This is a genomic window from Peptococcaceae bacterium 1198_IL3148, from assembly GCA_036763105.1.
Taxonomy (GTDB): Bacteria; Bacillota; Desulfotomaculia; order Desulfotomaculales; family Desulfohalotomaculaceae; genus JBAIYS01.
Map to the genome: position 1 here is coordinate 142,504 of JBAIYS010000002.1, position 23,158 is coordinate 165,661.

General features: G+C 42.1%; 25 protein-coding genes and 1 other annotated feature. Of the genes, 17 read left to right on the forward strand and 8 right to left on the reverse strand.

What is annotated here, in order from left to right; all coding sequences use genetic code 11:
- The first annotated feature begins 221 nt into the window (after positions 1–221).
- The 4 genes from pepF to V6C27_02630 all read left to right on the forward strand — a co-directional run bounded on the left by pepF (position 222) and on the right by V6C27_02630 (position 6,190).
- Positions 222–2,003 (forward strand): oligoendopeptidase F, encoded by a 1,782-nt coding sequence (gene pepF, locus V6C27_02615; GenBank protein ID MEG6615322.1) that lies wholly within the window; start codon positions 222–224, stop codon positions 2,001–2,003.
- Between the two features lie 177 nt (positions 2,004–2,180).
- Positions 2,181–3,374: a methyl-accepting chemotaxis protein gene (locus V6C27_02620; protein ID MEG6615323.1), complete on the forward strand. Its 1,194-nt coding sequence runs from the start codon at positions 2,181–2,183 to the stop codon at positions 3,372–3,374.
- A gap of 112 nt (positions 3,375–3,486) precedes the next feature.
- On the forward strand, positions 3,487–5,841 hold the full coding sequence (locus V6C27_02625; GenBank protein ID MEG6615324.1) for a DNA topoisomerase III: 2,355 nt from the start codon (positions 3,487–3,489) through the stop codon (positions 5,839–5,841).
- A gap of 16 nt (positions 5,842–5,857) precedes the next feature.
- Positions 5,858–6,190: a hypothetical protein gene (locus V6C27_02630; protein MEG6615325.1), complete on the forward strand. Its 333-nt coding sequence runs from the start codon at positions 5,858–5,860 to the stop codon at positions 6,188–6,190.
- Positions 6,191–6,236: 46 nt separating this feature from the next.
- Here the strand turns inward: V6C27_02630 and V6C27_02635 are convergent, their stop codons facing one another.
- Complete coding sequence (locus V6C27_02635) at positions 6,237–6,887, reverse strand: hemolysin III family protein (protein ID MEG6615326.1); 651 nt, start codon at positions 6,885–6,887, stop codon at positions 6,237–6,239.
- Between the two features lie 141 nt (positions 6,888–7,028).
- Here V6C27_02635 and V6C27_02640 point away from each other — a divergent pair, with 141 nt between their 5' ends.
- From V6C27_02640 to V6C27_02685, 10 genes are all read left to right on the forward strand, one after another.
- Positions 7,029–7,520 (forward strand): YajQ family cyclic di-GMP-binding protein, encoded by a 492-nt coding sequence (locus V6C27_02640; GenBank protein ID MEG6615327.1) that lies wholly within the window; start codon positions 7,029–7,031, stop codon positions 7,518–7,520.
- Between the two features lie 140 nt (positions 7,521–7,660).
- On the forward strand, positions 7,661–8,980 hold the full coding sequence (locus V6C27_02645; GenBank protein ID MEG6615328.1) for a M18 family aminopeptidase: 1,320 nt from the start codon (positions 7,661–7,663) through the stop codon (positions 8,978–8,980).
- Positions 8,981–9,061: 81 nt separating this feature from the next.
- A complete protein-coding gene (locus V6C27_02650) occupies positions 9,062–9,289 on the forward strand; it encodes a DUF1858 domain-containing protein (GenBank protein MEG6615329.1) in 228 nt (75 codons plus the stop codon).
- A gap of 136 nt (positions 9,290–9,425) precedes the next feature.
- Positions 9,426–9,941, forward strand: a complete 516-nt coding sequence (locus V6C27_02655; GenBank protein MEG6615330.1) for an isochorismatase family cysteine hydrolase — start codon at positions 9,426–9,428, stop codon at positions 9,939–9,941.
- A gap of 192 nt (positions 9,942–10,133) precedes the next feature.
- A complete protein-coding gene (locus tag V6C27_02660; GenBank protein MEG6615331.1) occupies positions 10,134–10,643 on the forward strand; it encodes a sigma-70 family RNA polymerase sigma factor in 510 nt (169 codons plus the stop codon).
- Between the two features lie 11 nt (positions 10,644–10,654).
- Positions 10,655–11,743, forward strand: coding sequence for a DUF4367 domain-containing protein (locus V6C27_02665; GenBank protein ID MEG6615332.1), 1,089 nt, complete (start codon positions 10,655–10,657; stop codon positions 11,741–11,743).
- 14 nt (positions 11,744–11,757) lie between these two features.
- On the forward strand, positions 11,758–12,705 hold the full coding sequence (locus tag V6C27_02670) for an ABC transporter ATP-binding protein (protein ID MEG6615333.1): 948 nt from the start codon (positions 11,758–11,760) through the stop codon (positions 12,703–12,705).
- On the forward strand, positions 12,668–13,567 hold the full coding sequence (locus V6C27_02675) for an ABC transporter permease subunit (GenBank protein ID MEG6615334.1): 900 nt from the start codon (positions 12,668–12,670) through the stop codon (positions 13,565–13,567). Before V6C27_02670 ends, V6C27_02675 begins: the two co-directional genes overlap by 38 nt.
- A gap of 105 nt (positions 13,568–13,672) precedes the next feature.
- Positions 13,673–13,917: a binding site (T-box leader), on the forward strand.
- Between the two features lie 96 nt (positions 13,918–14,013).
- The gene (gene trpB, locus V6C27_02680; protein ID MEG6615335.1) at positions 14,014–15,204 is read left to right on the forward strand and encodes a tryptophan synthase subunit beta; all 1,191 of its coding nucleotides are present in this window, start codon (positions 14,014–14,016) and stop codon (positions 15,202–15,204) included.
- Between the two features lie 166 nt (positions 15,205–15,370).
- Positions 15,371–15,607, forward strand: coding sequence for a hypothetical protein (locus tag V6C27_02685; protein MEG6615336.1), 237 nt, complete (start codon positions 15,371–15,373; stop codon positions 15,605–15,607).
- Between the two features lie 49 nt (positions 15,608–15,656).
- Here the strand turns inward: V6C27_02685 and V6C27_02690 are convergent, their stop codons facing one another.
- Entirely contained in the window at positions 15,657–16,094 is a 438-nt protein-coding gene (locus V6C27_02690; GenBank protein MEG6615337.1) for a GatB/YqeY domain-containing protein, read from the reverse strand.
- A 208-nt stretch (positions 16,095–16,302) separates the two neighbouring features.
- On the opposite strand from V6C27_02690, the gene V6C27_02695 reads away from it, so the two are divergent.
- Positions 16,303–16,437, forward strand: a complete 135-nt coding sequence (locus tag V6C27_02695) for a hypothetical protein (GenBank protein ID MEG6615338.1) — start codon at positions 16,303–16,305, stop codon at positions 16,435–16,437.
- 63 nt (positions 16,438–16,500) lie between these two features.
- Here the strand turns inward: V6C27_02695 and V6C27_02700 are convergent, their stop codons facing one another.
- The 5 genes from V6C27_02700 to V6C27_02720 all read right to left on the reverse strand — a co-directional run bounded on the left by V6C27_02700 (position 16,501) and on the right by V6C27_02720 (position 22,219).
- Positions 16,501–17,106, reverse strand: coding sequence for a LysM peptidoglycan-binding domain-containing protein (locus V6C27_02700; protein ID MEG6615339.1), 606 nt, complete (start codon positions 17,104–17,106; stop codon positions 16,501–16,503).
- Positions 17,107–17,278: 172 nt separating this feature from the next.
- Positions 17,279–17,809 carry an ATP-binding protein gene (locus V6C27_02705; GenBank protein MEG6615340.1) on the reverse strand — a complete coding sequence of 177 codons (531 nt, stop codon included), beginning with the start codon at positions 17,807–17,809 and terminating at the stop codon, positions 17,279–17,281.
- Positions 17,733–19,349 (reverse strand): recombinase family protein, encoded by a 1,617-nt coding sequence (locus tag V6C27_02710; protein ID MEG6615341.1) that lies wholly within the window; start codon positions 19,347–19,349, stop codon positions 17,733–17,735. The genes V6C27_02705 and V6C27_02710 overlap by 77 nt, the downstream gene beginning before the upstream one ends.
- Before the next feature lie 1,080 nt (positions 19,350–20,429).
- Positions 20,430–21,185, reverse strand: a complete 756-nt coding sequence (locus V6C27_02715; GenBank protein MEG6615342.1) for a hypothetical protein — start codon at positions 21,183–21,185, stop codon at positions 20,430–20,432.
- 137 nt (positions 21,186–21,322) lie between these two features.
- Entirely contained in the window at positions 21,323–22,219 is an 897-nt protein-coding gene (locus V6C27_02720) for a S24 family peptidase (GenBank protein ID MEG6615343.1), read from the reverse strand.
- A gap of 155 nt (positions 22,220–22,374) precedes the next feature.
- On the opposite strand from V6C27_02720, the gene V6C27_02725 reads away from it, so the two are divergent.
- Both V6C27_02725 and V6C27_02730 read left to right on the forward strand, forming a co-directional pair.
- A complete protein-coding gene (locus V6C27_02725; GenBank protein MEG6615344.1) occupies positions 22,375–22,620 on the forward strand; it encodes a helix-turn-helix transcriptional regulator in 246 nt (81 codons plus the stop codon).
- A gap of 5 nt (positions 22,621–22,625) precedes the next feature.
- Positions 22,626–22,808: a hypothetical protein gene (locus tag V6C27_02730; protein MEG6615345.1), complete on the forward strand. Its 183-nt coding sequence runs from the start codon at positions 22,626–22,628 to the stop codon at positions 22,806–22,808.
- Here V6C27_02730 and V6C27_02735 read toward each other — a convergent pair.
- A complete protein-coding gene (locus tag V6C27_02735; GenBank protein MEG6615346.1) occupies positions 22,805–23,026 on the reverse strand; it encodes a hypothetical protein in 222 nt (73 codons plus the stop codon). The two genes, V6C27_02730 and V6C27_02735, sit on opposite strands and share 4 nt — an antisense overlap.
- Between the last annotated feature and the right edge of the window lie 132 nt (positions 23,027–23,158).

A 23,158-nucleotide genomic window follows, 5' to 3' on the forward strand; every position in this document is an offset into this window, starting at 1 on the left:
TGTGTGTATTTTATTAAGCTAGCAATGAATGAATTTTATAAAGGTTAGGAAAAATGAAGATGTGGTGCATTACATAAACTGGGGGTGCAGGAAATATTGATAAAAAAGTAGTATTGATACCCATGTTGGTAATTATATGTATTGCCATCATGTTTGCCGCTGTGGATACAGATAGGCATACATCGGTACATAAAATTGAGGAAAGAGAGGATACTGCCGTCATGACCAATAGCAAAGAACAATATAAATGGAAGTTGGAAGATATTTATGCCACCGATGAATTGTGGGAACAGGATTATCAAAAGGTACAGCAACTATTAAACGAAATGGTCGGTTATAAGGGCAAGTTGGATCAGTCCAGTGGTACTTTGTTGGAAGCACTAAAGTGCAGTGACAACATCCAGATGCTGAATGAAAAGGTGTTTACCTATGCCGGTATGCGACAGGATGAGGACAACAATAATAGTACTTACCAAGCCTTAAAGGATCGAGCAGTTAACCTAAGCACTAAAGTGCACACTGCCACATCATTTATCGTACCTGAGATACTGGCGATGCCGGTGGAAAAATTGCAGCAGTTCCGCCAAGAACAACCGGAGCTTAACTCCATCTATGGTTTTATGTTGGATGATTTGATCCGGGAGAAACCCCATGTGTTGTCGGAGGCTGAAGAACAAATTTTAGCCCAAACCAGTGAAATCAGTCAAGCGCCCAACAAAATCTTTGGCCTGCTTAACAATGCAGATTTATCCTTCCCCAGTATAAAAAATGAAAAGGGCGAAGATGTCGCAGTTACCCACGGCAGTTATGCTAATCTGATGTTAAATCGAGACCGACGGGTGCGGCAAGATGCCTTTAAGTCACTGTATAGTGCCTATGACAGTCACAAAAATACTATTGCAGCCACTCTTAGTTCTAGTGTTAAAAGGGATATATTTTATGCCCAAGTGCGCAAACATCCTTCGGCGTTGGAAGCGGCATTGTTTTCTGATAATGTGCAACCACAGGTGTACGACAACCTAATTCAAACGGTGCGTAAAAATTTGCATTTGATGCACCGGTATGTAGCGCTGCGCAAAAAGCTGCTGGCAGTTGATGAATTGCACATGTATGACATCTACACGCCACTGGTTAAAGATTTAGATTGGCAGGTGCCCTATCCCGAGGCAATATCCATTGTGCAAAAGGGCTTAGCCCCTCTGGGCCAATCTTATCTAGAGATAATGAATGAAGGTTTTACATCGGGCTGGATTGATGTTTATGAACAAAAGGGCAAAACCAGTGGTGCCTACTCTTGGGGACCCTATGGCGTGCATCCCTACATCCTCCTTAATTATCAAGACGATTTAAACAATGTCTTTACGCTGGCGCACGAAATGGGCCATGCCGTGCACTCCTATTACTCTTATCAGGAACAACCCTATGTAAATGCACACTATTCCATCTTTACGGCGGAGGTGGCATCCACTGTCAACGAAACTCTGTTAATGAATTATATGTTGGAAAACACCACTGACAAAAGTAAAAAACTTTACCTGGTCAATCACTATTTGGAACAGATCAGAGGAACGTTGTTTAGACAGGTGATGTTTGCAGAATTTGAAAAAATCATTCACGAAAAGGCGGAAAAGGGAGAGGCGTTGACCGCCGAACTGTTTAGTCAAGTTTATCACCAATTGAATGTAGATTACTATGGGCCGGAAATGGTGATTGATCCAGAAATAGATTTGGAATGGGCGCGGATTCCTCACTTCTACAATGCCTTTTATGTTTATAAATACGCCACCGGTATCTCGGCAGCCACATCCCTGAGCAAACAAATAGTAGTCGAAGGGGAACCGGCGGTGCAACGATATATCGCCTTTCTAAAGAGCGGTGGCTCGGATTACCCCGTTGAATTGCTTAAAAGGGCTGGGGTAGACATGACCTCTGCTCAACCGATACAAGATACATTAGATCTGTTTGCTAGCCTGCTGGATGAAATGGAGAAATTAACCCAATAAAAGTATGCTAAAACAGCTGTCGACCAATGGTTGACAGCTGTTTAGGTTTAGGTCGTTTAGATAAGAAAATTATCACCTAATCGACAAATAGTAACAGGATATTTTAATTTTACCGCGAATAGATAAATAATCCAATTTAACAGCGGAGCATAATAGTTTTGGAGGTATCTATAATATATGTTCTTTAGAAAATCTGATCAAGATGTAATGGACATGCTAAAGAAGCAGCAGGATCATGCCAATTTTGTTACCGCAGTGGCTACCTTTTCACTTACCCACACTGAATTGATCACGCTGGCTGCCATGCTGAAGGTAAAAGAAATTGGCACTAGGGCAGGAGAACTGACCTCTATGGCCCAAGAAATGGCGGCCACAACTGAAGAGGTGGCGGCTTCGGTGGAGCAAATAAATGCTTCCATGCAACAGGTGGCAGCAAATGGCCATAAGGTTGTGGGCAATTTGCAGGAATTAACGGTGTTAGGTGATAAAACCGGACAACTATTTCAAGAAATGGTTGCGGATTCAGCTGCATTGAATGATCAGATTATTAACATAGATAATATTACCCAAAATGTTTCTGACATTGCCGACCAAACCAATTTACTGGCATTAAACGCAGCCATCGAAGCGGCCCGGGCTGGAGAAGCAGGCAGAGGGTTTAATGTGGTGGCGGAAGAAGTGCGCAAACTGGCTGGACAAACTATCGTTGCGGTAAGCAATGTCAAGCAAATATCCGAGAGCATGAATAGCCAGTCCAGCACCACCAGCGGAAAAATTACCGAGGTGCAAAACAACTTTGAAAAGTACCTGGAAAACTCTAAGCTCACCAGTGAAATAGTTAATAAAACCACTGACCATACTTTGCAGTGTAATGAGATGATTAACAACATATCTGGTGCCACCCAACAACAGACGGTGGTTGCGGAAAGGTTATCTCAAGCATCGGATGAATTGACTGCCAACACCGAAGTTATTAGGAATGTACTGAGCCACGAGGCTGATAATCTATGTCAAATAGTGACCCCCTTTTTAAAAATATCTGATAGTGAATCGGTGGTTAGCACTTTGGCGGCTCGGTTAATAGATCATGCCAATTTTTTAAGAAAAACAGCAGCCGAAGCAGGCCAAGGGCAGGGGGTAGTTGGTTACACCCAATGTGCCTTTGGCAAGTGGTATGAAGCTAACCGCAGTAATTACAGCCATTTGGAAGCCTTTGTGGCAGTGGATGAACCGCATCAACGGGTGCATATAGCTGCTGAAAAACTGGCCCAAAATTGCACGTACGATAATCTTGAAGAACTAATGCAAGCTTCTGCTGGTATTTTGCAAGGATTTATTGATCTTTACCATACCTTTGCTAAACAGAGTTAAGGCTTAACCCGGGATGATAAATTCCCGGGTTTTTTCTTTAATGGTATTTAACGCAAAAGTATGAGAAAATATAAAAGAATTTAGTGTAGTTAATCGGAGGTTATCAAGATCAATGGGTAAAACATTAGTGCTGGCGGAAAAGCCGTCAGTGGCCAGAGATATTGCCGCTGTTTTGGGCAAGTTTAGAAAGGCCGATGGATTTATGGAAGGTGAACAGTACATCGTTACTTGGGCCGTTGGCCATTTGGTGGAACTGGCCGAGCCAGAGGATTATAACCCCGCTCTTAAAAAGTGGCATGTTAATACACTGCCAATAGTACCAGAAACCTTTAAATTAAAACCCAATAAACAAACCCACAAACAGTTTGCCATTGTTAAAGAACTGTTGCACCGACCGGATGTTGCCGACGTGGTCAACGCCTGTGATGCTGGCCGGGAAGGGGAATTGATTTATCGTTATATTATGCGTTTAGCAGATTGTAGTAAGCCATCCCGTAGGCTTTGGTTGAGCGAAACTACCCCCGAAGCAATAAAGAAGGCCTTTGCTGTGTTGCGCAGCAACGGTGACTTTGATTTATTGGGCTATGCTGCCGAAGCCCGTAGCCAGGCCGATTGGTTGGTGGGCATTAATGCCACCCGGGCCTTTACTGTACGTCAAAACACATTGTTATCGGTGGGCCGGGTACAAACCCCTACACTGGCGTTGATTGTCAACCGTGAGCGGGAAATTAGAGATTTCAAACCAGAGCCCTATTGGCAACTGGTTGGCGAGTTTATTAAAACCGATGGTCAAAGTTACCACGGTAAGTGGTTTAAGGGGAAACAGAACCGTTTTATCGCTCGAGATCAAGCCATGGCCATGCGGGACAAGTTGGTTGGTCAAGAGGGCAAGGTGATAGACATCAAGCAAAAGCAGCTGATTGATAAGCCCCCCTTTTTGTTTAATTTGAACGATTTACAGAAACAAGCTAATCGCAAGTTTGGCATGTCGGCCCAAAGGACATTGAATATTGCCCAAAGCCTATATGAAAAACATAAATTGCTCACTTACCCCCGGACTGATTCTCGTTATTTAACTAAGGAATTGGCCAATTCTTTACCTGGCAGAATCAGGGCGTTGTCCCAGCACGATCCATATAATAACTTTGCTGAGCGGGCAGCGAGGGTTGGTAAACTGGGTGCCCGCTATGTAAATGATGCCAAAGTAACGGATCACCACGCCATTATTACCACCAATGTGGTGCCCAATTTCGGTAAGCTAAGTGGTGAAGAACAAAAAATATACGATTTAGTGGCCCGGAGGTTTTTGGCGGTGTTTTTTAACGCTGCCCAATATATGCAAACCACCATCATCACCGATGTGCTTGGGGAAACCTTTAGCACCAAAGGCAAAGTAGTTTTGGATTTGGGTTGGCGCGAGGTCTATCAACCGGTGGAAAACAATAACGAGGATGATGACAACACGGTACTGCCGGTGGTGACCAAAGGGGAAGCAGTCAAGACAGAAAACGTTGAACTGAGCGAAAAAGAGACTAAATCCCCCAAGCGTTATACCGACGCTTCATTGCTGGCAGCCATGGAGGGTGCCAGCAGGTTGGTGGATGATAAAGAACTGAAGAGTACCATGAAGGGTAGCGGTTTGGGCACCCCGGCAACCAGAGCGGCGATAATTGAACGTTTAATAAAAGTGGGTTACATAGAGCGGCAGAAAAAAAACTTGTTACCAACGGCCAAAGGAGAAACTTTGATTGATCTGGTGCCGGAACTGGTAAAAAGTCCAGAGATGACCGGCCGGTGGGAAAAGACGTTGGCGGATATAGAAGAAGGCAGTGCCGACCCCCAAGAATTTATGGAGGGGATAATTGCCATTACTCACAAAATAGTTGACCTGGCAAAATCTCAGCAGGTAACCGATGTTTCGGTGGTAAATGAATCCGTTGGTAAATGTCCCCTCTGTGGGCGGGCAGTGGTGGAGGGAAAGAAGGGCTATGGCTGCAGTGGTTATAAGGCAGGTTGCCAGTTTATTATTTGGAAAGAAGTGGCCAAAAAGAAATTGACAGAGAAACAGGTGCAAAAATTACTAACCGATGGCAGGACAGGAGAAATTAAAGGCTTTACATCTAAAGCCGGTAAAAAATTTAACGCATCCCTAATGTTGGATCAAAATGGCAAGGTTAAGTTTTATTTTTCCCAACACCCAGCTAAGTCAGTGGGCAAATGTCCGCTATGTGGCCGAGATGTTGTAGAACTACCAAAGGGATACGGTTGCAGTGGTTACAAAGCGGGTTGTAAATTTGTGGTTTGGAAACAAATTGCCGGCCAAAACATTGCGTTACAGCATCTACGAGAACTACTGCAGAACGGTCGTACTGAAAAAATAGAAGGTTTTGTTTCCAGAAGCGGCAACAAATTTGCAGCCGCTTTGGTATTGAACAATGGCATCGTAGAATTGAGTTTGAACGATTAATGAGAGGTGAATTACAGTGTCCACTAATAATCTATCCCAGGTAGAGCCTGGCGTACTGCTGGAATTAATTAATCATTACGATCAATACATTCAAAAGGCCAGTAAAAACCAATGCTATCAGCATGGGGATTGGGAGCCAATGACTATCGAAGATTACTATGACACAGAGTTTCAATTGGTGCTTAAAACCACTGCACCAATGGAGGTGGCGCAACAAATTAAAGAACAAACAGAACAGCCTGCGGTATCTATTGAGGAAAAGCCAAGTGACGGTTGGTCTACCTTCAGTAAACATGAATTGTTAAAACCAAAACGAAAACCATGGTGGCGCAAATTGCTACCATGGTAGATGCCCGGTTTTGCCCATGCTTCACGAACAATAAGTTAATATTGTCTTATAAATGCATAATATACTGATACATCAGCCAGAAGTGGCAAAAGCTGCCGGCCAGTACAAACAGGTGAAAGATCTCGTGAAAGCCCATTATTTTATTGGTGATGTTGGGCCACTTGAAAGCATAAATCACTGCTCCTAATGAATAGATAACACCACCGCTAACCAGCCAAGCAAGGCCGTCGGCAGGTAAATTTTCGATCAATGGGAAAATGGCAATTACCACTAACCAACCCATGATTAGATAAAACAAAGTGGATAACCAGCGGGGAGCATTAAGCCAAAAGGCTTTCATGATTATGCCCACAATGGCAATGCCCCAGATGCTACCCAACAGACTCCACCCCCAAGGGCCCCGCAGCGGGATTAGGCACACTGGGGTATAGGTACCGGCTATTAGTACAAAAATCATCATGTGGTCAATCTTGCGCAAAATTTTGGTGCCGCGGATGGACAGCGGTAATAGGTGATAAAGGGTGCTGGCGGTGTAAAGTAAAATTAAACTGGCCCCAAAAATTGAAAAAGAAACCACATGCCATGGGGTGGCCCCGGTGGCGGCATAATACACCAACAGAATTAACGCCACTACCGAAAGTAAAGCACCAAATAAATGGGTTAACCCGCTAACCGGGTCTCTAAGTTTAGCAAGCATACAACACACCTTCTTATATATAGAGATGTTAGCTTCTATTAATTATACCACTTGCAACATAAATTATCCCGCTCAGTTGCAAAATATTGGATAAACAATATAATAGAAGGGAAAATACTTAACAGGGAAGGGAGATTACAAATGGCTAAAGATGCATCCTTTGACGTGGTGTCCACGGTGGACATGCAGGAAGTAACCAACGCAGTTAACCAGACTAATAAGGAAATCAGTCAAAGATATGATTTTAAAAACAGCAAATCAGAGGTTACCATCGAAAATGATGGTTTAAAAATTTTAGCAGATGACGATTTTAAATTAAAAAGTGTAATTGATATATTGCAATCTAAGTTGGTGCGCAGACAAGTGCCAGTCCGTAATTTAGAATATGGTAAAGTGGAACAAGCCAGTGGTGGCATGGCCCGGCAACTGGTTAAAATTAAACAGGGTATTGAAACCGAAATCGCTAAAAAGATTGTTAAAGATATTAAGGACTTAAAAATAAAAGTGCAGGCCCAAATCCAAAGCGACCAAGTGAGGGTCAGTGGAAAAAACAGAGATGATTTACAAGCAGTGATTGCCATGTTAAAAGAAAAGGATTACGGTGTGGAACTGCAGTTTACCAATTATCGCTAATAATGATAAACTTTAAGGCTGTTGGCAATTCTAAAGGGTGTCAACAGCCTTTTTAAATTAGGTGCTTTTGGCTATGGGCACCGATAAAAGCTGTTAATGTCCGCGGGACAGATAAGTAAACCAAAGAAATGAGGCGCAACATGAAAAAAGAACTAAAACTTGCTGAAGAATTAATAGAATTTATTAATCAAAGCCCCACAGCTTTTCATGCAGTAGATCGGATCACTAAAACTTTAGCCAACCAAAACTTTATTGAGCTTGTCCCAGGTGATAAGTGGGAGCTTAAAAATGGTGGCAAATACTATGTAACCATTAATCAATCGGCCTGTTTGGCATTTGTGGTGGGCGAAGGGGTGGCCGAAAACGGCTTTAAAATCATTGGTACCCATACAGATAGTCCCAGTTTTAGAATCAAGCCCCGCCCTGAAATGGTGGACAACGGTTATTTGAAATTGAACACCGAGGTTTATGGTGGCCCGATATTAAATACATGGCTAGATCGGCCGCTGGCGTTGGCTGGTCGGGTTAGCCTGCGTAGTAAAAATCCGTTAAGGCCGGCACATAAATTGGTCAATATCAATAAGCCGGTGGCCATTATTCCTAATTTATCTATTCATATCAACCCTAAAGTCAATGAAGGTTGGCATCTGAATAAACAAAAGGATACCTTGCCGATGCTGCAAGTGGTTACTGCAGGGTTCGAGCGCAACCATTACTTGCTTAATCTACTTTCAAACCAATTAAAGGTAAAACCCAATGACATTTTGGACTTCGATTTATTTTTATATGAATATGAACGGGGTAGCGTTATTGGCTTAGAACAAGAGTTTATATCGGCCTCTAGAATAGATGATTTGAGTATGGTACACGCAGGTCTCAAAGCTTTGTGTAGTACCACCCCAACCAGCGGTATTAATGTATTGGCTTGTTTTGATAACGAGGAGGTGGGCAGCACCACCAAACAAGGGGCAGATTCACCAATGTTGGCCCACCTGTTGGAACGAATAATTTTATGCTTAAACAAAAACAAAATTGTACTGTCCAATAAAAGTAGAGAGGATTATTTTCGAGCATTGGCCAACTCCTTTTTAATTTCGGCGGACATGGCCCATGCTGTTCACCCCAACAGCCCCGAACGGCATGACCCTACCAACAAACCGCTGATTAACCAAGGGCCAGTCATTAAAGTTAATGCCAATCAGAAGTACACCAGTGACAGCGATTCGGTGGCGGTCTTTGAAAGACTGTGTACTGATAATAACATTCCAGTACAAAAATTTGTTAACCGTTCCGATGTCCGGGGAGGTTCCACCATTGGGCCCATCAGCGCCTCCCAAGTCAACATTCGTGCGGTGGATATCGGCAACCCAATGCTGGCGATGCACTCCATCAGGGAACTGGCGGGCGTCAAGGATCACAGCTATATAATTAGTGCCTTTGAAGCCTTCTATAAACTATAAGTCAGAGAATAATTGCTTTTTGATGGGCGAAAGATAACATAATAAAGGAGGGGAAACTGATGATTGCTGGTGGAAGAAAAAATGAGTAAAGTAATTAACCTAAATCAGCCGGTAAAAGAAATTTGTGACGCCTACCCAGAGGCCAAAGAAATACTAAAGGGGTTGGGGTTTGTGCAAATTACCAACCCGATGATGTTAAAGACGATGGGTAAAGTGATGACGTTAACTAAAGGTTCGGCGATGATGGGTGTAGATATTGACAAAATTAAAAAGGCCTTTGAAGATAAGGGTTATGAGGTGAAAGATTAAATTATAAACCAGCATCCAATGTAGCTAATATTTTGGATGGTGGTTTTATTTTGTTTATTATATTATAATATGTCCAATTGTAAGGACCAGTTTAAAGAGTGCTGTGATACCACAAATTCAGAAAGGCGGGTAGGATATGCAAGCTTTAGTGGTAATTGATATGTTAAAGGATTTTATCGATCAAGATGGTGCGCTGTGTACCGGACCAGCGGGCGAAAATATTGTTGGCTTTATTCAAGATAAAATACAAGAGTTTAGGAAACAGGGGCATCCCATTATATTTATTTGCGACCACCATCAACCAGACGATAAAGAGTTTGACATGTTTCCTCCCCACTGTATTGCCGATACCGAAGGGGGCAACATAATTGCTCAGTTGGCAGTTGAAAAGGGCGATAAGATTATCCAGAAAAGACGTTATAGTGCCTTTTTTGGCACCGAACTGGATCTGTACCTCCGGGAAAAGGGAGTGCAGGAAATTTTCCTGGTGGGAGTATGCACCAATATTTGTGTGTTATATACCGCGGCCGATGCTAGAAATCTAGCCTATAAAGTGAATATCTACCGCGACGGCGTGGCCTCCTTTGATGCAGCGGCCCATCAATTTGCCCTTAAGGAAGCAGAAAAAACATTGGGTTGTCATATATTATAGGTAAATAATAAATCTAAAAGACCAGTATCAAAAAATAACCGATGCTGGTCTTTTAGATTTAAAAAATTTTAAAAGACCTGTCATGTTTTAACCTTCGCCGGTGTCTATATTATGAAACGGTGAGGGGGGGTTAATATTAGCGCTAATACACCGGCTTTAACCATCGAAGCCGTTCCGATTTGTGGTGAAAAAATGGAAAGTTCCTTTCAACAAATTTATCAACAACTTTATGCCAAACTGGTGCGGCAAGCTGTTTTTATGTTGGGTGAACGGGCTGCCGCTGAGGATGTGGTGCAAGAAGCATTTTTACGCTTGCATAATATAGGCATAACGGCGGTAAATAATCCATCGGCTTGGCTGGGTAGAGTGACCAACAATTTATGTTACAACTACATGCGGGGTGAAGGCAATCGGCGCCGCCGGGAAGAAAAGGTGAGTAGCTTACCTAATTATTGCGATAACAACTTGGTAGCACCATCGGCCGAAGACACTGTGCTGGATAAGGTTGAGTTGCAATTAATTCGTCAGGCATTGCAACAACTTCAACCCCGGGACCGCATGGTGCTGTTGATGAAATTTTCTGGTTACAAATACCATGATATTGCTGCCGCTGTGGATATAAATAAAACTTCGGTGGGCACAGTTTTAGCCAGGGCGAGGGAACGTTTTAAACAGGAATATCAACGTATCACTAATAATTAGGGGGTGGCTGGATGCAGTGTCCAGATAGAGGTACTTGGCAGGCATATATAGATGATGAAGTATCGTCAACAGAAAAAGTTACATTGGAGCAGCATGCTGAAGGTTGTCCCAAATGCCAACAAATATTGACGGAAATTTCCGATCTGGCCATGTGGTCTGAGGATAAGTTGGCCCAGTATCAAGGGTTAATTTTAGATGATGACAATACTAAAGAAAATCAAACACAGATAACTAAAGGGAGAGATTTTTGGATGACCAAAGGTATTAAAAAATGGGTTGCGGTGGCAGCTTCGGTGGCAGTACTGGCAGGATCACTAACCTTGACGCCGGTACAAGATGCAGTGGCAGATTTATTATCAATTTTTAGAGTGCAAAAGATTGAAACGGTAAAAATAAACCCAGCGGAGTTAAACCAAATGGCTAGGGACATAGAGGCTAAAGTGGGTCAGGTGGACTTGCAGCAATTTGGTGAAGTACAGTTTTTAAACACCAATGAATTACAAACATTAACATTGGCAGAAGCCAAGAACACCGTGAATTTCGACCTAAAAGAACCGAAATTTATACCAAATAACTTTACCCTGGATGAACAGGTTAATGTAATGCGGGAAAACACAGCGGAATTTAAGCTGAATGTCGAACCGGTTAACGCCATGTTAAAAAGCCTAGGCGCTAAAACACTGTTGCCTGATACTTTATCAGGCCAGGCATTTACCATCAAAACCCCCGATGGTGTGCAAATGAATTACCAAAATAAGGATAACAAGTTTTTTAGCTTTTATCAGTCTAATAGCCCCGAGGTTAGAGTTCCCGATGGGGTAAACCCCAATGAGTTGCGGGCGGCACTGTTGGATCTGCCAATACTGCCGGAAGATTTGCGTACCCAGTTGGCGGCCATTGAGGATTGGCAACACACCATGGTTATACCAGAAGCTGAAGCTTCCGAAGTGGTGACCATTGATGGTCATCAAGGAATATTTACCAGTAGTCCCCACGGCGGCTTTAGTAATTTGATGTGGGTAGATAACGGTGTTATTTATCAAATCAGTGGTGAGTTGGATCGGGATAGCATGATCAAAGTTGCTCAGTCAATTTACTAAATATTGGAGAGATGATGTTGCTAGCAATTGAGACAAAAGGACTGACTAAGACCTATCAAGGCCATGGGGGCTGTCGGGATATTTCCCTGGCAGTCCCTAGGGGCTCTGTTTTTGGCTTGCTGGGACCAAATGGTGCCGGCAAAAGCACGTTGGTGAAAATGTTGGTGGGACTACTGCATCCCACCTCGGGTGAAGGAAAAATTTTAAATCAACCGCTAAATGATCTGTCAATGCGCCAAAGAATTGGTTTTTTGCCTGAGAATTTTAGTTATCACGACTGGCTCACCGGGGAGGACTTGTTACGTTTTCATGGTTCTTTGTACGGCCTGTCTAAAGATCAACTGAATCGCAGAGTACCTCAAGTGTTACAGATGGTGGGGCTAACCGGCCATGGTAATAAGCGGGTGGGCAGTTACAGTAAAGGTATGCAACAGCGGGTGGGTTTGGGTTGTGCCTTGGTTAACAACCCGGAGATAATTTTTTTGGATGAACCCACATCGGCGTTGGACCCCATTGGTAGAAAAGCGGTGCGCGACTTGATGGAAACTTTAAAACAACAGGGAAAAACTGTGTTTATTAACAGCCACCTGTTAAGTGAATTGGAAACGGTATGCGACCAAATAGCCATTATTAAAGCGGGTAGATTGATCTTTCAAGGTGATTGGCGAGAAATGTTATCCCAAGGATGTCGGGCAAAAATAATTGTTGGCAATCAAGCGCCCCTAAATCAGTTGTTGGAAAGCCTAAAATCAGAGGTGACGCTAATATCCCAAGATCAAATTACCGCCGATAAACAACAAATAATTTTGTCTTTAACTTCCGAGCAGGTTATCCCCCGGGTAGTCAGTAGTTTGGCTAAGAATGGCTGGCAAATTTATGAAGTGACGCCGATGATGGATTCTTTAGAGAAAATCTTTTTACAGTATGTCAACAACACCGATGGCTCAGCAGAAGGAAGGTAGTGCCGTGCTTAACATTGCTAGATTAACCTTTATGGAAGCGGGAAAAAAGAAAATCTTTTTTGTCACCATTATTTTGACACTGGCCTTTCTGTTGCTATATGGTTTAGGTCTGCATTTTACTGATAAAGAAATGGCAGAGATAAACGCTGTCCTTGGGGCACAGTTGGCTGTACAGCAAATTGTTGGCAATCAATTATTGGGTTTGGGATTATATTTATCTTCATTTATGCTGTCGTTGTTGGCGTTGATGGTCAGTGTCGGTTCCATTGCGTCAGAGGTGGAAAGTGGTTTGCTACATGCCATTGTATCTAAACCCATTAGGCGACGGGACATTGTGCTGGGCAAGTTTTTAGGCTATGGGCTAATGCTGACAGCCTATTCTTTGGTGTTGTTTATCATGTTGTTGTTATTAAATTGGATCTTTAATGACATCGCGCTCACCCTTTTAACACCGGCTAATTTTTTTTATGGCGTTTTTATCTTTGTTTTACAGCCGCTAGTATTATTGGGTTTGGCCTTAGTGTTTTCCACCAGCTTTAGAACTATGGCAGCGGGTATCATCACCTTTGCATTCTATGGTCTAAGCATTGTTGGCGGCTTTATGGAACAAATTGGCGCTCTGATTAACAAAACAGCGTTAATTAACACCGGCATTGTAACCAGCTTAGTTATGCCCAGTGACGCCTTGTTTAGAAAACTAATAAGTGTGTTAACCAACAGTGAAGCTAATCCCTTATCATCTTTAACTGGGCCAATGGGGGTAGGAATACCACCCAGCAATGCCATGATTGTCTATGCTTGTTTGTATTTAGTGGCCTGTGTGGGATTGGCTGTTTCTAAATTTGCCAAGAAAGATCTATAGACCCTTAACTAAACTTCAAAAATGAGATTGCTTAACAATAAAAATACATCTTGATTATATATTTAGATTGTGTTAAACTCTGGAATAACTTAAAAAATAAATACAGACAAAGCGAAGATTGAGAAGAGTAGCTATAAATTGAAAACTCCAGAGAGTCGCTGGCTGGTGGGAATGCGGCAGGGATATTTATGGTGAATGGGCTCATGAGTGCGGTCCGAAAATATTTAGTAGGCATCGCCGGAAATCCTATCCGTTATCAATTGGACGTGTATGATAGTACATGGTTTAAGGTGGGCATAGTAATATGCCAATTTGGGTGGTACCGCAGGAGATTACCTCTTGTCCCTTACATGGGATGAGAGGTTTTTTGTTTTAGCAGGCCGTGAAACTACTCTAATATCATACACAAATAATCACAAAAATAAAATTTAAGGGGGAGTATGGTTATGATTAACAATGGTGGTTATTTTGGTGAATTTGGTGGCAGATTTGTACCTGATCAGTTAGTGGCACCGCTGGCAGAGTTGGAAGAACATTTTTACAAGTACATTCAAAATCAAGAGTTTCTGAACGAACTGAATTATTATTTCAAACAATATGTAGGGCGGTGCAGCCCACTCTATTTAGCAGCAAGGTTAACCGAACAGGTGGGTGGAGGTAAAATTTACCTAAAGAGAGAAGATTTAAACCACACCGGTGCTCACAAAATTAACAACGCCCTCGGTCAGATACTGCTGGCCAAAAAGATGGGTAAAAAAAGAATTATTGCGGAAACAGGCGCGGGACAACATGGAGTGGCAACGGCCACCGCATGTGCCCTTTTTGGCCTGGAGTGTGTTATTTACATGGGTGAAGTTGATATTAAGAGACAGGAATTGAATGTATTCCGCATGGAACTATTGGGAGCCCAGGTACAGCCAGTTACTTCAGGTACTGGTACATTAAAAGATGCGGTGGATGAGGCGCTAAATGACTATATGTTAAATTACAAAGATACTTTTTATTTGTTGGGTTCCGCCGTTGGCCCCCATCCTTATCCCACCATGGTGCGTGAATTTCAAAGTGTTATCGGTCGGGAGGCCCGAGAGCAGATTCTAGAAATGGAGGGTAGACTACCCGATTACCTGATAGCCTGTGTTGGTGGGGGAAGCAATGCCATCGGCCTGTTCCATCCATTTTACCAGGACAGTTCGGTAAAGATGATTGGCGTTGAGCCGGCAGGTAAAGGGTTAGACACCGACGACCATGCGGCCAGTATTAATAAGGGTACGGTGGGGATTATTCACGGATTTAAGTGTTATACGTTACAGGATGAAAATAATGAACCATTACCAGTATATTCTGTTGCGGCAGGACTCGATTACCCTGGGGTTGGCCCCGAACACAGTTATTACAGCGCAAGCGGCAGAGCTAAATATGAAGCCATTACTGACCAAGAAGCGCTGGCAGCTTTTATGCAACTATCCAAAACCGAAGGCATTATTCCTGCCATTGAAAGTGCCCATGCGGTGGCCTACGCTATCAAACTGGCAAAAGCATTAACTCCGGACCAGATTATTATTGTAAACTTATCGGGACGCGGGGACAAGGATGTCAACCAAGTGAAGGATATGATCCACAGGGGAGAATTTGTTTAAGTGGTACAAAGCTTATAGACAACAGCTTTGCATTATCCCTCTCACAAAGTGCCAGAAGGTAGGGGTCACCTTTTGGTACTTTCCCTTTTCTTTTAGTACTTTGTTGCCTTATATCCAACAACAATGTTGGATAAACTGTAAGAAAAGAGGGAGGGTATGCGTAAATATGGAACTGACAATGCACATGCAGTCCGAAGTGGATGAATTTGATATCCGGAGGTTACAAGAAAGGATAGAAGAAATCGGCTATACAGATGAACTTACCATTACTATGGAGGCAGCAGATGCCCATGAAGCCGTTGCCATTATTGAGTTGTTGGAAGAGAATGGTTTTTCCCACGAAGTAAAAGGTAGCCACGATGGTAATACCTTTAGCATTATTGCCCGCAGAATGCTACATTGAGATAATACATACAAAATACCCCCCGCCCTGGCAGGGGGTATTATTTTCTTTAACCCTTAAGTATTTTGGTTACGCAGTCCTTAACTTTGTTGCCGTCGGCCTTGCCCTTAACCAAAGGCATAATTTCTTTCATTAACTTGCCCATGTCCTTGGGTTCGCTGCATCCCAACTGCTGACACTTTTCCTTAACTAATTGTTCCAGTTCATCGTCGGACATTTGAGCAGGCAGGTATTTTTCCAAAATTTCTATTTCCCTTTGGTATTGATCGATTAAATCCTGCCGGTCACCAAAGGTGGGGATGGCATCGCGACGCTGTTTTACTTCTTTGACCAGTACATCAATTTCCTCGGCTTCGGTTAACGGCTGACCCAATTCCTTGGCCTTAAGTTGCATATTATTAATGGCCATTCGCACCACGGTGGTGGTGAATTTATCTTTGCTTTTCATAGATTCTATCATTTTGGCCTTCAATTGTTCTAGAATCAAAGCAATCATCTCCTAACATTTCAAGATGTTTTCATTATATAGAAAAAGTGGCAAATATTCAAATTAAGGGTTAAGGTCTTGTTTTATCAGGTTAAATATATTATAATTGTATTAATTAGACAGTAAATGATTTGTTTAAGATTTAGTATAAGTGTACTTATAATGTGTACATAGTTACTATATTAAATAAAAAGGAGAATAAAGATTAGTGAAAAATATTCATCACGGTGGGATTGTTGTTTATGCTGTTGTGGCAGCGACGTTGGCGTTGGTTACGCTGTTGGTGACTCCCAAACCGGTGGAAACCGCACAGTTGATGTCAGTGTTAACTTTCTTCGGTTAAATATTAGATAGAACAAAAGGCACTCTGTTAGGTGACAGAGTGCCTGCGTATTTTAAAAATAATTTAATCACAGTCCAACGATCCAGATAATATTGCGCTGCCCGTTTGCTTAGTGATGGTATTGACCGGACGCACCTCGATGACAGTGTCGGGGGTTAATGATGCGCTAATTTCAGCAAAAGTGCCGGCCCAGGTGGTTAATGGTTCCATAGAAGGATACAATATCCACCGCCAAGCAATATTACTGGGAATGGATGTAAGAGCTTCATAGCCATTGAAAGCACCATAGACAGAAGGTTTAGGCAGTCCATGGGCCACAATGCTGATGGCGGTACGACCGGGCCTAATGTCAGCTAATGTTCTGATCATAGCGCTGCCTAGGGCATCTGTGGAAACACGTTTTTCTTTGGGTTTTAGCAGGGTACAACTAGGTAATTTCACTGGTTCGGGTTTCGGTGGTAATTCGGGAATACATAATACGTCACCCGGGAAAATGACACTTGGGTCTTGAATATGCTTATTGGCGTCGATTAAGTCTTGGGGGACGACATCATAATGCTCAGCAATCAACCACATGGTATCTCCGGCTTTAACGGTGTAGCGATTGGCAAAACCACTGGGACATGAAGAAGGGACACGGGGAGATTTTTGACGGAACAACATTTTCATAACGACCTCCTTAAAAGCTGCACTTATTGGTGCAATGAAGACATTGTTCTTATATGTTATGTGATTAATTGCTTACTGGTTACGATCTACTGGTTTGTAAATTGCTTGAAAAGTTTCTGTTGAGTTTATCTTTTTCGGCCATCGGACACCATGTTTTCTTGTCCCGCAAATATCACCACATATTTTCCAAACTGCGATATTGCAATGCTTCTGCCATGTGAGAGGCTTCGATGCTGTCGCTGCCGGCTAAATCAGCAATGGTGCGGGCCACTTTTAACAATTTATCGTGGCTGCGGGCAGATAGATTTAGTTGTTTAAAGGCTGTTTTTAGCAGAGCCTTAGCTTCGCTGGTGGCCCGGCAGTGTTTTCTCACTAAGGAGGCGGGCATTTGCGCGTTGCAGGTGACGGTGGGTTTACTATTGGCGAAACGTTGACGTTGTATAGCCCGGGCCTTTTCAACCCGCTCTTTGATCAGAGCCGATGCTTCGCCAGGTTCTGCTTTTTCTAAATCACTAAACTCCACTCTGGTTATCTCAACGTGCATATCAATGCGGTCCAAAAGTGGTCCAGACAATCGGCGCAGGTAACGCTGAATCTGCACCGGACTGCAGGAGCATTCTTTGGATTTATCTCCGTAATAACCGCACGGACAGGGGTTCAGGAACCAACTTAGAAAAACTAAACGTGGTAGAAACATTTGCATATGCTCTACCGGTGTTGGGATCGATTTTGGTGTTAACTGTTATTTCCTTGACTAACGTTCGGACCACCGAGCGTTTATCATCAAATGATGGCTCGCCCTTGATCCTTTCTTTTAAATCCATCAGCATTTCTTCGGCTGTTTCAAATTGTGTAGTGTAATTTTTATCTTGGGTTAGTTTTTGTTCAAGCTCTTTTATATGTTGCTCAAGTGATAGAGTTTCTTTCTCGATTTTATTTAGCTGGTTAGTAACATCACCAATATTAATAACTTTCTTTCTGTAGAGATCGAGGATGCTTTGCTTTTCGGTCTCTTTGTCTTTTATAGATCTGCTTATTAGCTGCATTTCGGTTTCAATTTCTGCTTTGTGAGATTTCTGTTCTTCTATATTATCCTGCAATTCTTTGATAGCATCTCCGGGGTTAAGTATAAAGTTGACGCATGTTTGCCATGTGATTTCTTCAATCCAGTCTTTAGGGATGTTTTTTGACTTACATTTACCATTCAGGGGACCGGCATAAGCATTTTTACCACCGCAAACATAGTAGGCCTTCAATTTACCCCCAGGGCCCTTGTAAGCGGTGCCATGGTATGTTAGTCCACATTCACCACACTTGATTAGTCTGCGAAGTAAATACTGCCGCTTAGAGTTCCGGGTTGCTTCTAACATGTTACCGTGTAGCACTTGCTGAGCTTTATCCCATGCTTCTTCATCGACAATTGCCGGCATTTCACGGGGGATCAGTTCCCTGACTTTGTCCGAACGTTTTCCGTAGTAGTGTATGCCTTTATAAGTAGTGTTTTTCAAAATCCGTTGTACCTTATTTGGCCGCCAGATGCCGGAGGTGTTTACCTTTCTTTTGCCACGCTGCATTTTACGGTCATCTTTTGCGTAGTGGGTAGGGATGCTGAGTGAGTTAAGGTAGTCAGCAACTTTGATGGTTGAGTAGCCTTGCTCAGCAACTAGTTTAAAAATGAGCTTAATCACATCAGCTTCGCTCATGTTTAACCCAGGAAGCGGGTTGTTGTTTACTTCTAGATACCCGTCATCATTAACTAGATATCCATAGGGCACAATGCCGCCAAGCCATTTGCCGGCCTTGGCAGCTCTGTTAGCCCCGTGCCACATGCGACTTAATATATTTTCGCGCTCTAGGTCTGCAACACCGGCCAGAATGGTAAGAAGAAAGCGACCATTAGGATCACCTGTGTCGAATGGCTCGGTCATGCTACGGATTTTAATACCGTGCTGTTCCAAGTCATAAACTGCATTAAGAATTACCCTGGCCGAACGACCCAAGCGGTCAATTTTATAGATTAGGAGTAGGTCAAACTTTTTAGCTTTAGCATCTTCGAGTGCCCTTTTACCTTCTGGGCGCATTTCAAGGGGGAGGGTGCCGGTAATACCGTCATCCTTGAACCACTCTACAATATCTAGTTGATGAAGATCACAGTATTTTTTTGCAAATTCTATTTGGTTTTCTATAGTGCCGCGTTCCTGTTGATCCTCTGAGGACACACGGCAGTAAATAGCTACACGCATATGGGGACACCTGCCTAAGATGAATTACAGAACAAACGTTCTACTTACATGGTATTAGACAACATTTGCCTATATTCCTGCATGGTGATGTTAATTGTAGGAGAGTAATATAAGAGGAGTGCAGTTGGCGGGATTTAAATAGGTTTTAAAGAAGAAACAGGACCAAAGGGATTGCCCATTTCCCTCAGCCCTGTTTCGCGGGTTAACTCTTATTACGGTCCGTTTCTAGAATATGCATTACCACATAAAAGCATCATTATTAAAGACCTCCTTGCTTTAAAAGAGTCATACCCTTTGGCTTGGAGTTATATAATGACATCTAATGCTAATGATATTAAACTTATACTACGCTGACACTGAAATTTCCTGTTAGTTATCAAAATTTACACCAAATAATTCGGGGTTGATTCTCGCTTTTAAGGACCGCAAGCACTCAAGGACTTTGGAGCTGGTTGTATCTCTGTTGCCAGAGACCTACTAATCCACGGGCAAATGGACCCCTGCCAGATTGAAACAACCCGCAAAATTTTGGCTGAATTATAAACCCTATATACTGAAATAGCATATATTATGAATAGAGTGCATATACTAGCTATTATATCTGCGGTGAGCCTATTACTTCATCAGCTGCACCACGAGTAAACTGAATGTTATCATTAGCATCAACGCTTGATAATTTGTCATTAGTATCCTCCGCCAAACTTGCGGCAGAATTTTATCCCGGGGTGGGCAGCCCGGGATTTTTGCTTATAGTAATTTAAACAAATCAATTTAATATTAATGACGTTGTGGTTAATATGTGTATAATAAGCGTAATAGTATCATGTATTATAAGGATTTGGGGGGTATTATAGATGTATGCATACTATCATGAGCATTTTGAGTTATCAAATTTTGACTCGTTTATAAGAGTGACCTGCGTTTGTTCAAAAGATTTTATTTGGAGTGCAGATCCCTCACAAGAGCAATATCATCGGTGTCCCCATTGCTCTGAATTGTGGGTGATTGGTAGAGTTGGTGGTTTTATAACTTTATTAAGGAAAAAGACAGGTGCTAAGATTAAGCTTTGGGTTGGCGAAATTAATAACGCTTATCTGGACGATCCTCCTTTGAACGTACCAAAGTAGTTTCAACTTTAGTTTTGGTCTTAAGTTTATTAGCCCAACGACCCTCTTCTTCTCCAGTTGATAGATCGGTAACTTTTTTATAGCGTACCTTGCTTGGCTGAAACAGAATGTTTCTTATCTGATCCAAATCTTTGGGTGGTGGAGTAATAGGGCCGAATAATAATTTTAGGTACTTTTTCCATAACGTAGGTTTAATCAAAATGTTTTCAAGGGTTTCCAAAATAATTTTGCTATGTTTCCTAAAAGTTAATGCTTCATAATTTGTAGGCTCAGATAAGATATTTGGTAGCAACTCCTGTAACTTTCTGCTTGCCATAATTTGTTTGACTTCATTATCAAATATAGCGGCGCTTTGCTCTTGCGTTTCTGCACCTTTAAGTAAAAGGAATTTCTTAATACAAGAACTGCCGACAAGAAAAACCTTGCCAGTACCGATATTTGATATTACAAAATTCGTTTTTAGTCCAGGTTGATTACATAATTCACATTTATCTGTAAAACGTTCAAATTTATCATAATCTCCCTCTAATATTATCTCGGTTAATTCCCATTCTCTGCGGGCTTCTTCCCATTCGGTTTCCTTGCTATTGGCAATAATTCTTTCTTTGACTAACTTAAAATCTTTTTGCGTTACTTTTTCTTCGTGTCCAACTAAAATATTGTTCCTTCTTTTATTTCTAAGCCCAGCTACGTTTCTTCTTCTACTCATAGACCCTCCTTAAAACTAGTTAATACCACTGCGTACTTAGTAAAAAGCTGTTGCATTTTGTCGTTTGTCTTACATACACCAAAACCACCCAGTGTTTGGGTGGTTTTACGTTGCTGTTATCTAATGCTGTCAATAATTTATTTAACTTTCATCACCTGATACATAGTCTCTAACATATTAATTAACTGTTCTGGTTTAATCCCCAACTGAAAAGCTCGCTCAATTACCGGCTGCCACTTATCCATATTGATATCCCTAGCTACCAAATAATCGTTGTATATCTTATAAGCAGGGGCTTCTTTCCTAATGATAGCTATTAGCACCCCGGCAATGCGCCAGTTTGTATCCAATGGGATGTCTTCGAAATTTGGGTTGGCAGCTCTAAGTATCGGACGTTCTTTGCTATTGAAATAATACTTAAGTGTTGCCTCAGAAAACCCACCAGAATCATGTAGGGCCACAACAATATCGCCAGAATATGCGGTTGACTGTTGGCGACAGATTGCGTAATCGCCATCCAGTAGGCCAACACCGATCATGCTGTCTCCATGGGCCTCCAGTGCAAAGTCTGCGTGTATGTCGGAAGGGATCTCTAATTCACCATAGTAATTTTCTTCTGCTAGCAGTGGGATACCCATTTTGATTTGGCCTAGGATGGGTATGGTTGACATTTTTGGAACATGTAATAAATTGGGGTTGTCCAACGCTCGGATTAAATCTAAGCGTTGTTTAGGCGTAATTGGTCGTCCGCCGGCCAGTAACTTTAGTCCATCATTTTCGACTATGTCTAATAGTTCCAATTCTTTTTTAATAGCGCTTAATTTTCTTGATGAGTTATCAGTGCGCCCCAAAAGATAATCGGCGGTTGTATTAAGGACGTCTGCTAATCTTTGTATATCATCATGATCTATGCCGGTATATCCTCTCTCCCAATTAGAGATCACTTGTGCCGACACATTTACTTGTTTTGCTAGTTCTGTTTGAGTGAGCCCTTTTTCTTTTCTGAGAGTTTTTATCCTAAAACCAATATCCATAATTAGCACCTCTGACAAAATAATACCAATTACTAACGAAATATGATAGTTGACTAACGGAAATTGAGAATTTTATAATAAAACAGTTGACACTAACGGAACACGTTAGTATAATATGTTTAACGGATTACGTTAGTTCGAGTGAGGTGAGACTAATGAATGATGTACGTCAAAATATTGAAAAATTAAGAGTTGCTAAAGGCATTACAAAGACCTATGTTGCAGGCAAACTTGGTCTTTCGTTGCAGGGATATAGGCATATAATAGCAGGGACTAGTTTAGACGTTGAACGATTAAAGGTAATAGCAGAAGTTCTAGGGGTAAAGCCAGCAGTTTTTTTTGATAACAAACTAACGGATTCCGTTATTCGGAGCTTGCAAAAACCAACCGGCACTGGTTAAGGGAGGTGAATGGAGTGACCAATGAAAAGATAGAGCAATTCGTATCCTTGGTGTTAGGGATGAAGCCGGCGGAATGGAGTAGGCTCAAAATAGCAGTTGATAAGGAGTTTGATTCGATGTCAAACAGATTGGTGCTGAATGACACCGAATCATTGAAAAGAAAGATCGAAATTGAATTCAAATGTTAAATTTCAACAATCTGTATCATGGACGGATGTATTCTGTAATCTTTGCCACCATGCTGAACATGAATGTAGTCATATTCAAAACACTTTGCAACTTTTGAATTACCTTCATACGTTAGATTTTCTTCAAAATAAATAGATGGTTTTTGGTGGTCAGCAACCGTGCCAGTGTCGGTAATGTCAGTCCAAACACCTAGTAAGTTAGCGTAAATACGCTTCATGACAATCCCCCTTCCTAATATACTCAGCTTTGGCAGAGCCTGTAATTAGATTATAGGGTAAAGCAAAGGTCTTGACCATCTTATGGGGGAATCCCTGGAGGTTTGCAACCGGATGAAACATTAGGCACCGGT

Excerpts from the sequence above, each read along its gene's own strand:
- pepF (MEG6615322.1), top strand. The coding sequence starts at position 222 with ATGACCAATAGCAAAGAACAATATAAATGGAAGTTGGAAGATATTTAT.
- V6C27_02620 (MEG6615323.1), top strand. The coding sequence starts at position 2,181 with ATGTTCTTTAGAAAATCTGATCAAGATGTAATGGACATGCTAAAGAAG.
- V6C27_02625 (MEG6615324.1), top strand. The coding sequence starts at position 3,487 with ATGGGTAAAACATTAGTGCTGGCGGAAAAGCCGTCAGTGGCCAGAGAT.
- V6C27_02635 (MEG6615326.1), bottom strand. The coding sequence starts at position 6,887 with ATGCTTGCTAAACTTAGAGACCCGGTTAGCGGGTTAACCCATTTATTT.
- V6C27_02640 (MEG6615327.1), top strand. The coding sequence starts at position 7,029 with ATGGCTAAAGATGCATCCTTTGACGTGGTGTCCACGGTGGACATGCAG.
- V6C27_02645 (MEG6615328.1), top strand. The coding sequence starts at position 7,661 with ATGAAAAAAGAACTAAAACTTGCTGAAGAATTAATAGAATTTATTAAT.
- V6C27_02650 (MEG6615329.1), top strand. The coding sequence starts at position 9,062 with ATGAGTAAAGTAATTAACCTAAATCAGCCGGTAAAAGAAATTTGTGAC.
- V6C27_02655 (MEG6615330.1), top strand. The coding sequence starts at position 9,426 with ATGCAAGCTTTAGTGGTAATTGATATGTTAAAGGATTTTATCGATCAA.
- V6C27_02660 (MEG6615331.1), top strand. The coding sequence starts at position 10,134 with ATGGAAAGTTCCTTTCAACAAATTTATCAACAACTTTATGCCAAACTG.
- V6C27_02665 (MEG6615332.1), top strand. The coding sequence starts at position 10,655 with ATGCAGTGTCCAGATAGAGGTACTTGGCAGGCATATATAGATGATGAA.
- V6C27_02670 (MEG6615333.1), top strand. The coding sequence starts at position 11,758 with ATGTTGCTAGCAATTGAGACAAAAGGACTGACTAAGACCTATCAAGGC.
- V6C27_02675 (MEG6615334.1), top strand. The coding sequence starts at position 12,668 with ATGTCAACAACACCGATGGCTCAGCAGAAGGAAGGTAGTGCCGTGCTT.
- trpB (MEG6615335.1), top strand. The coding sequence starts at position 14,014 with ATGATTAACAATGGTGGTTATTTTGGTGAATTTGGTGGCAGATTTGTA.
- V6C27_02685 (MEG6615336.1), top strand. The coding sequence starts at position 15,371 with ATGGAACTGACAATGCACATGCAGTCCGAAGTGGATGAATTTGATATC.
- V6C27_02700 (MEG6615339.1), bottom strand. The coding sequence starts at position 17,106 with ATGAAAATGTTGTTCCGTCAAAAATCTCCCCGTGTCCCTTCTTCATGT.
- V6C27_02705 (MEG6615340.1), bottom strand. The coding sequence starts at position 17,809 with ATGCAAATGTTTCTACCACGTTTAGTTTTTCTAAGTTGGTTCCTGAAC.
- V6C27_02710 (MEG6615341.1), bottom strand. The coding sequence starts at position 19,349 with ATGCGTGTAGCTATTTACTGCCGTGTGTCCTCAGAGGATCAACAGGAA.
- V6C27_02715 (MEG6615342.1), bottom strand. The coding sequence starts at position 21,185 with ATGAGTAGAAGAAGAAACGTAGCTGGGCTTAGAAATAAAAGAAGGAAC.
- V6C27_02720 (MEG6615343.1), bottom strand. The coding sequence starts at position 22,219 with ATGGATATTGGTTTTAGGATAAAAACTCTCAGAAAAGAAAAAGGGCTC.
- V6C27_02725 (MEG6615344.1), top strand. The coding sequence starts at position 22,375 with ATGAATGATGTACGTCAAAATATTGAAAAATTAAGAGTTGCTAAAGGC.
- V6C27_02735 (MEG6615346.1), bottom strand. The coding sequence starts at position 23,026 with ATGAAGCGTATTTACGCTAACTTACTAGGTGTTTGGACTGACATTACC.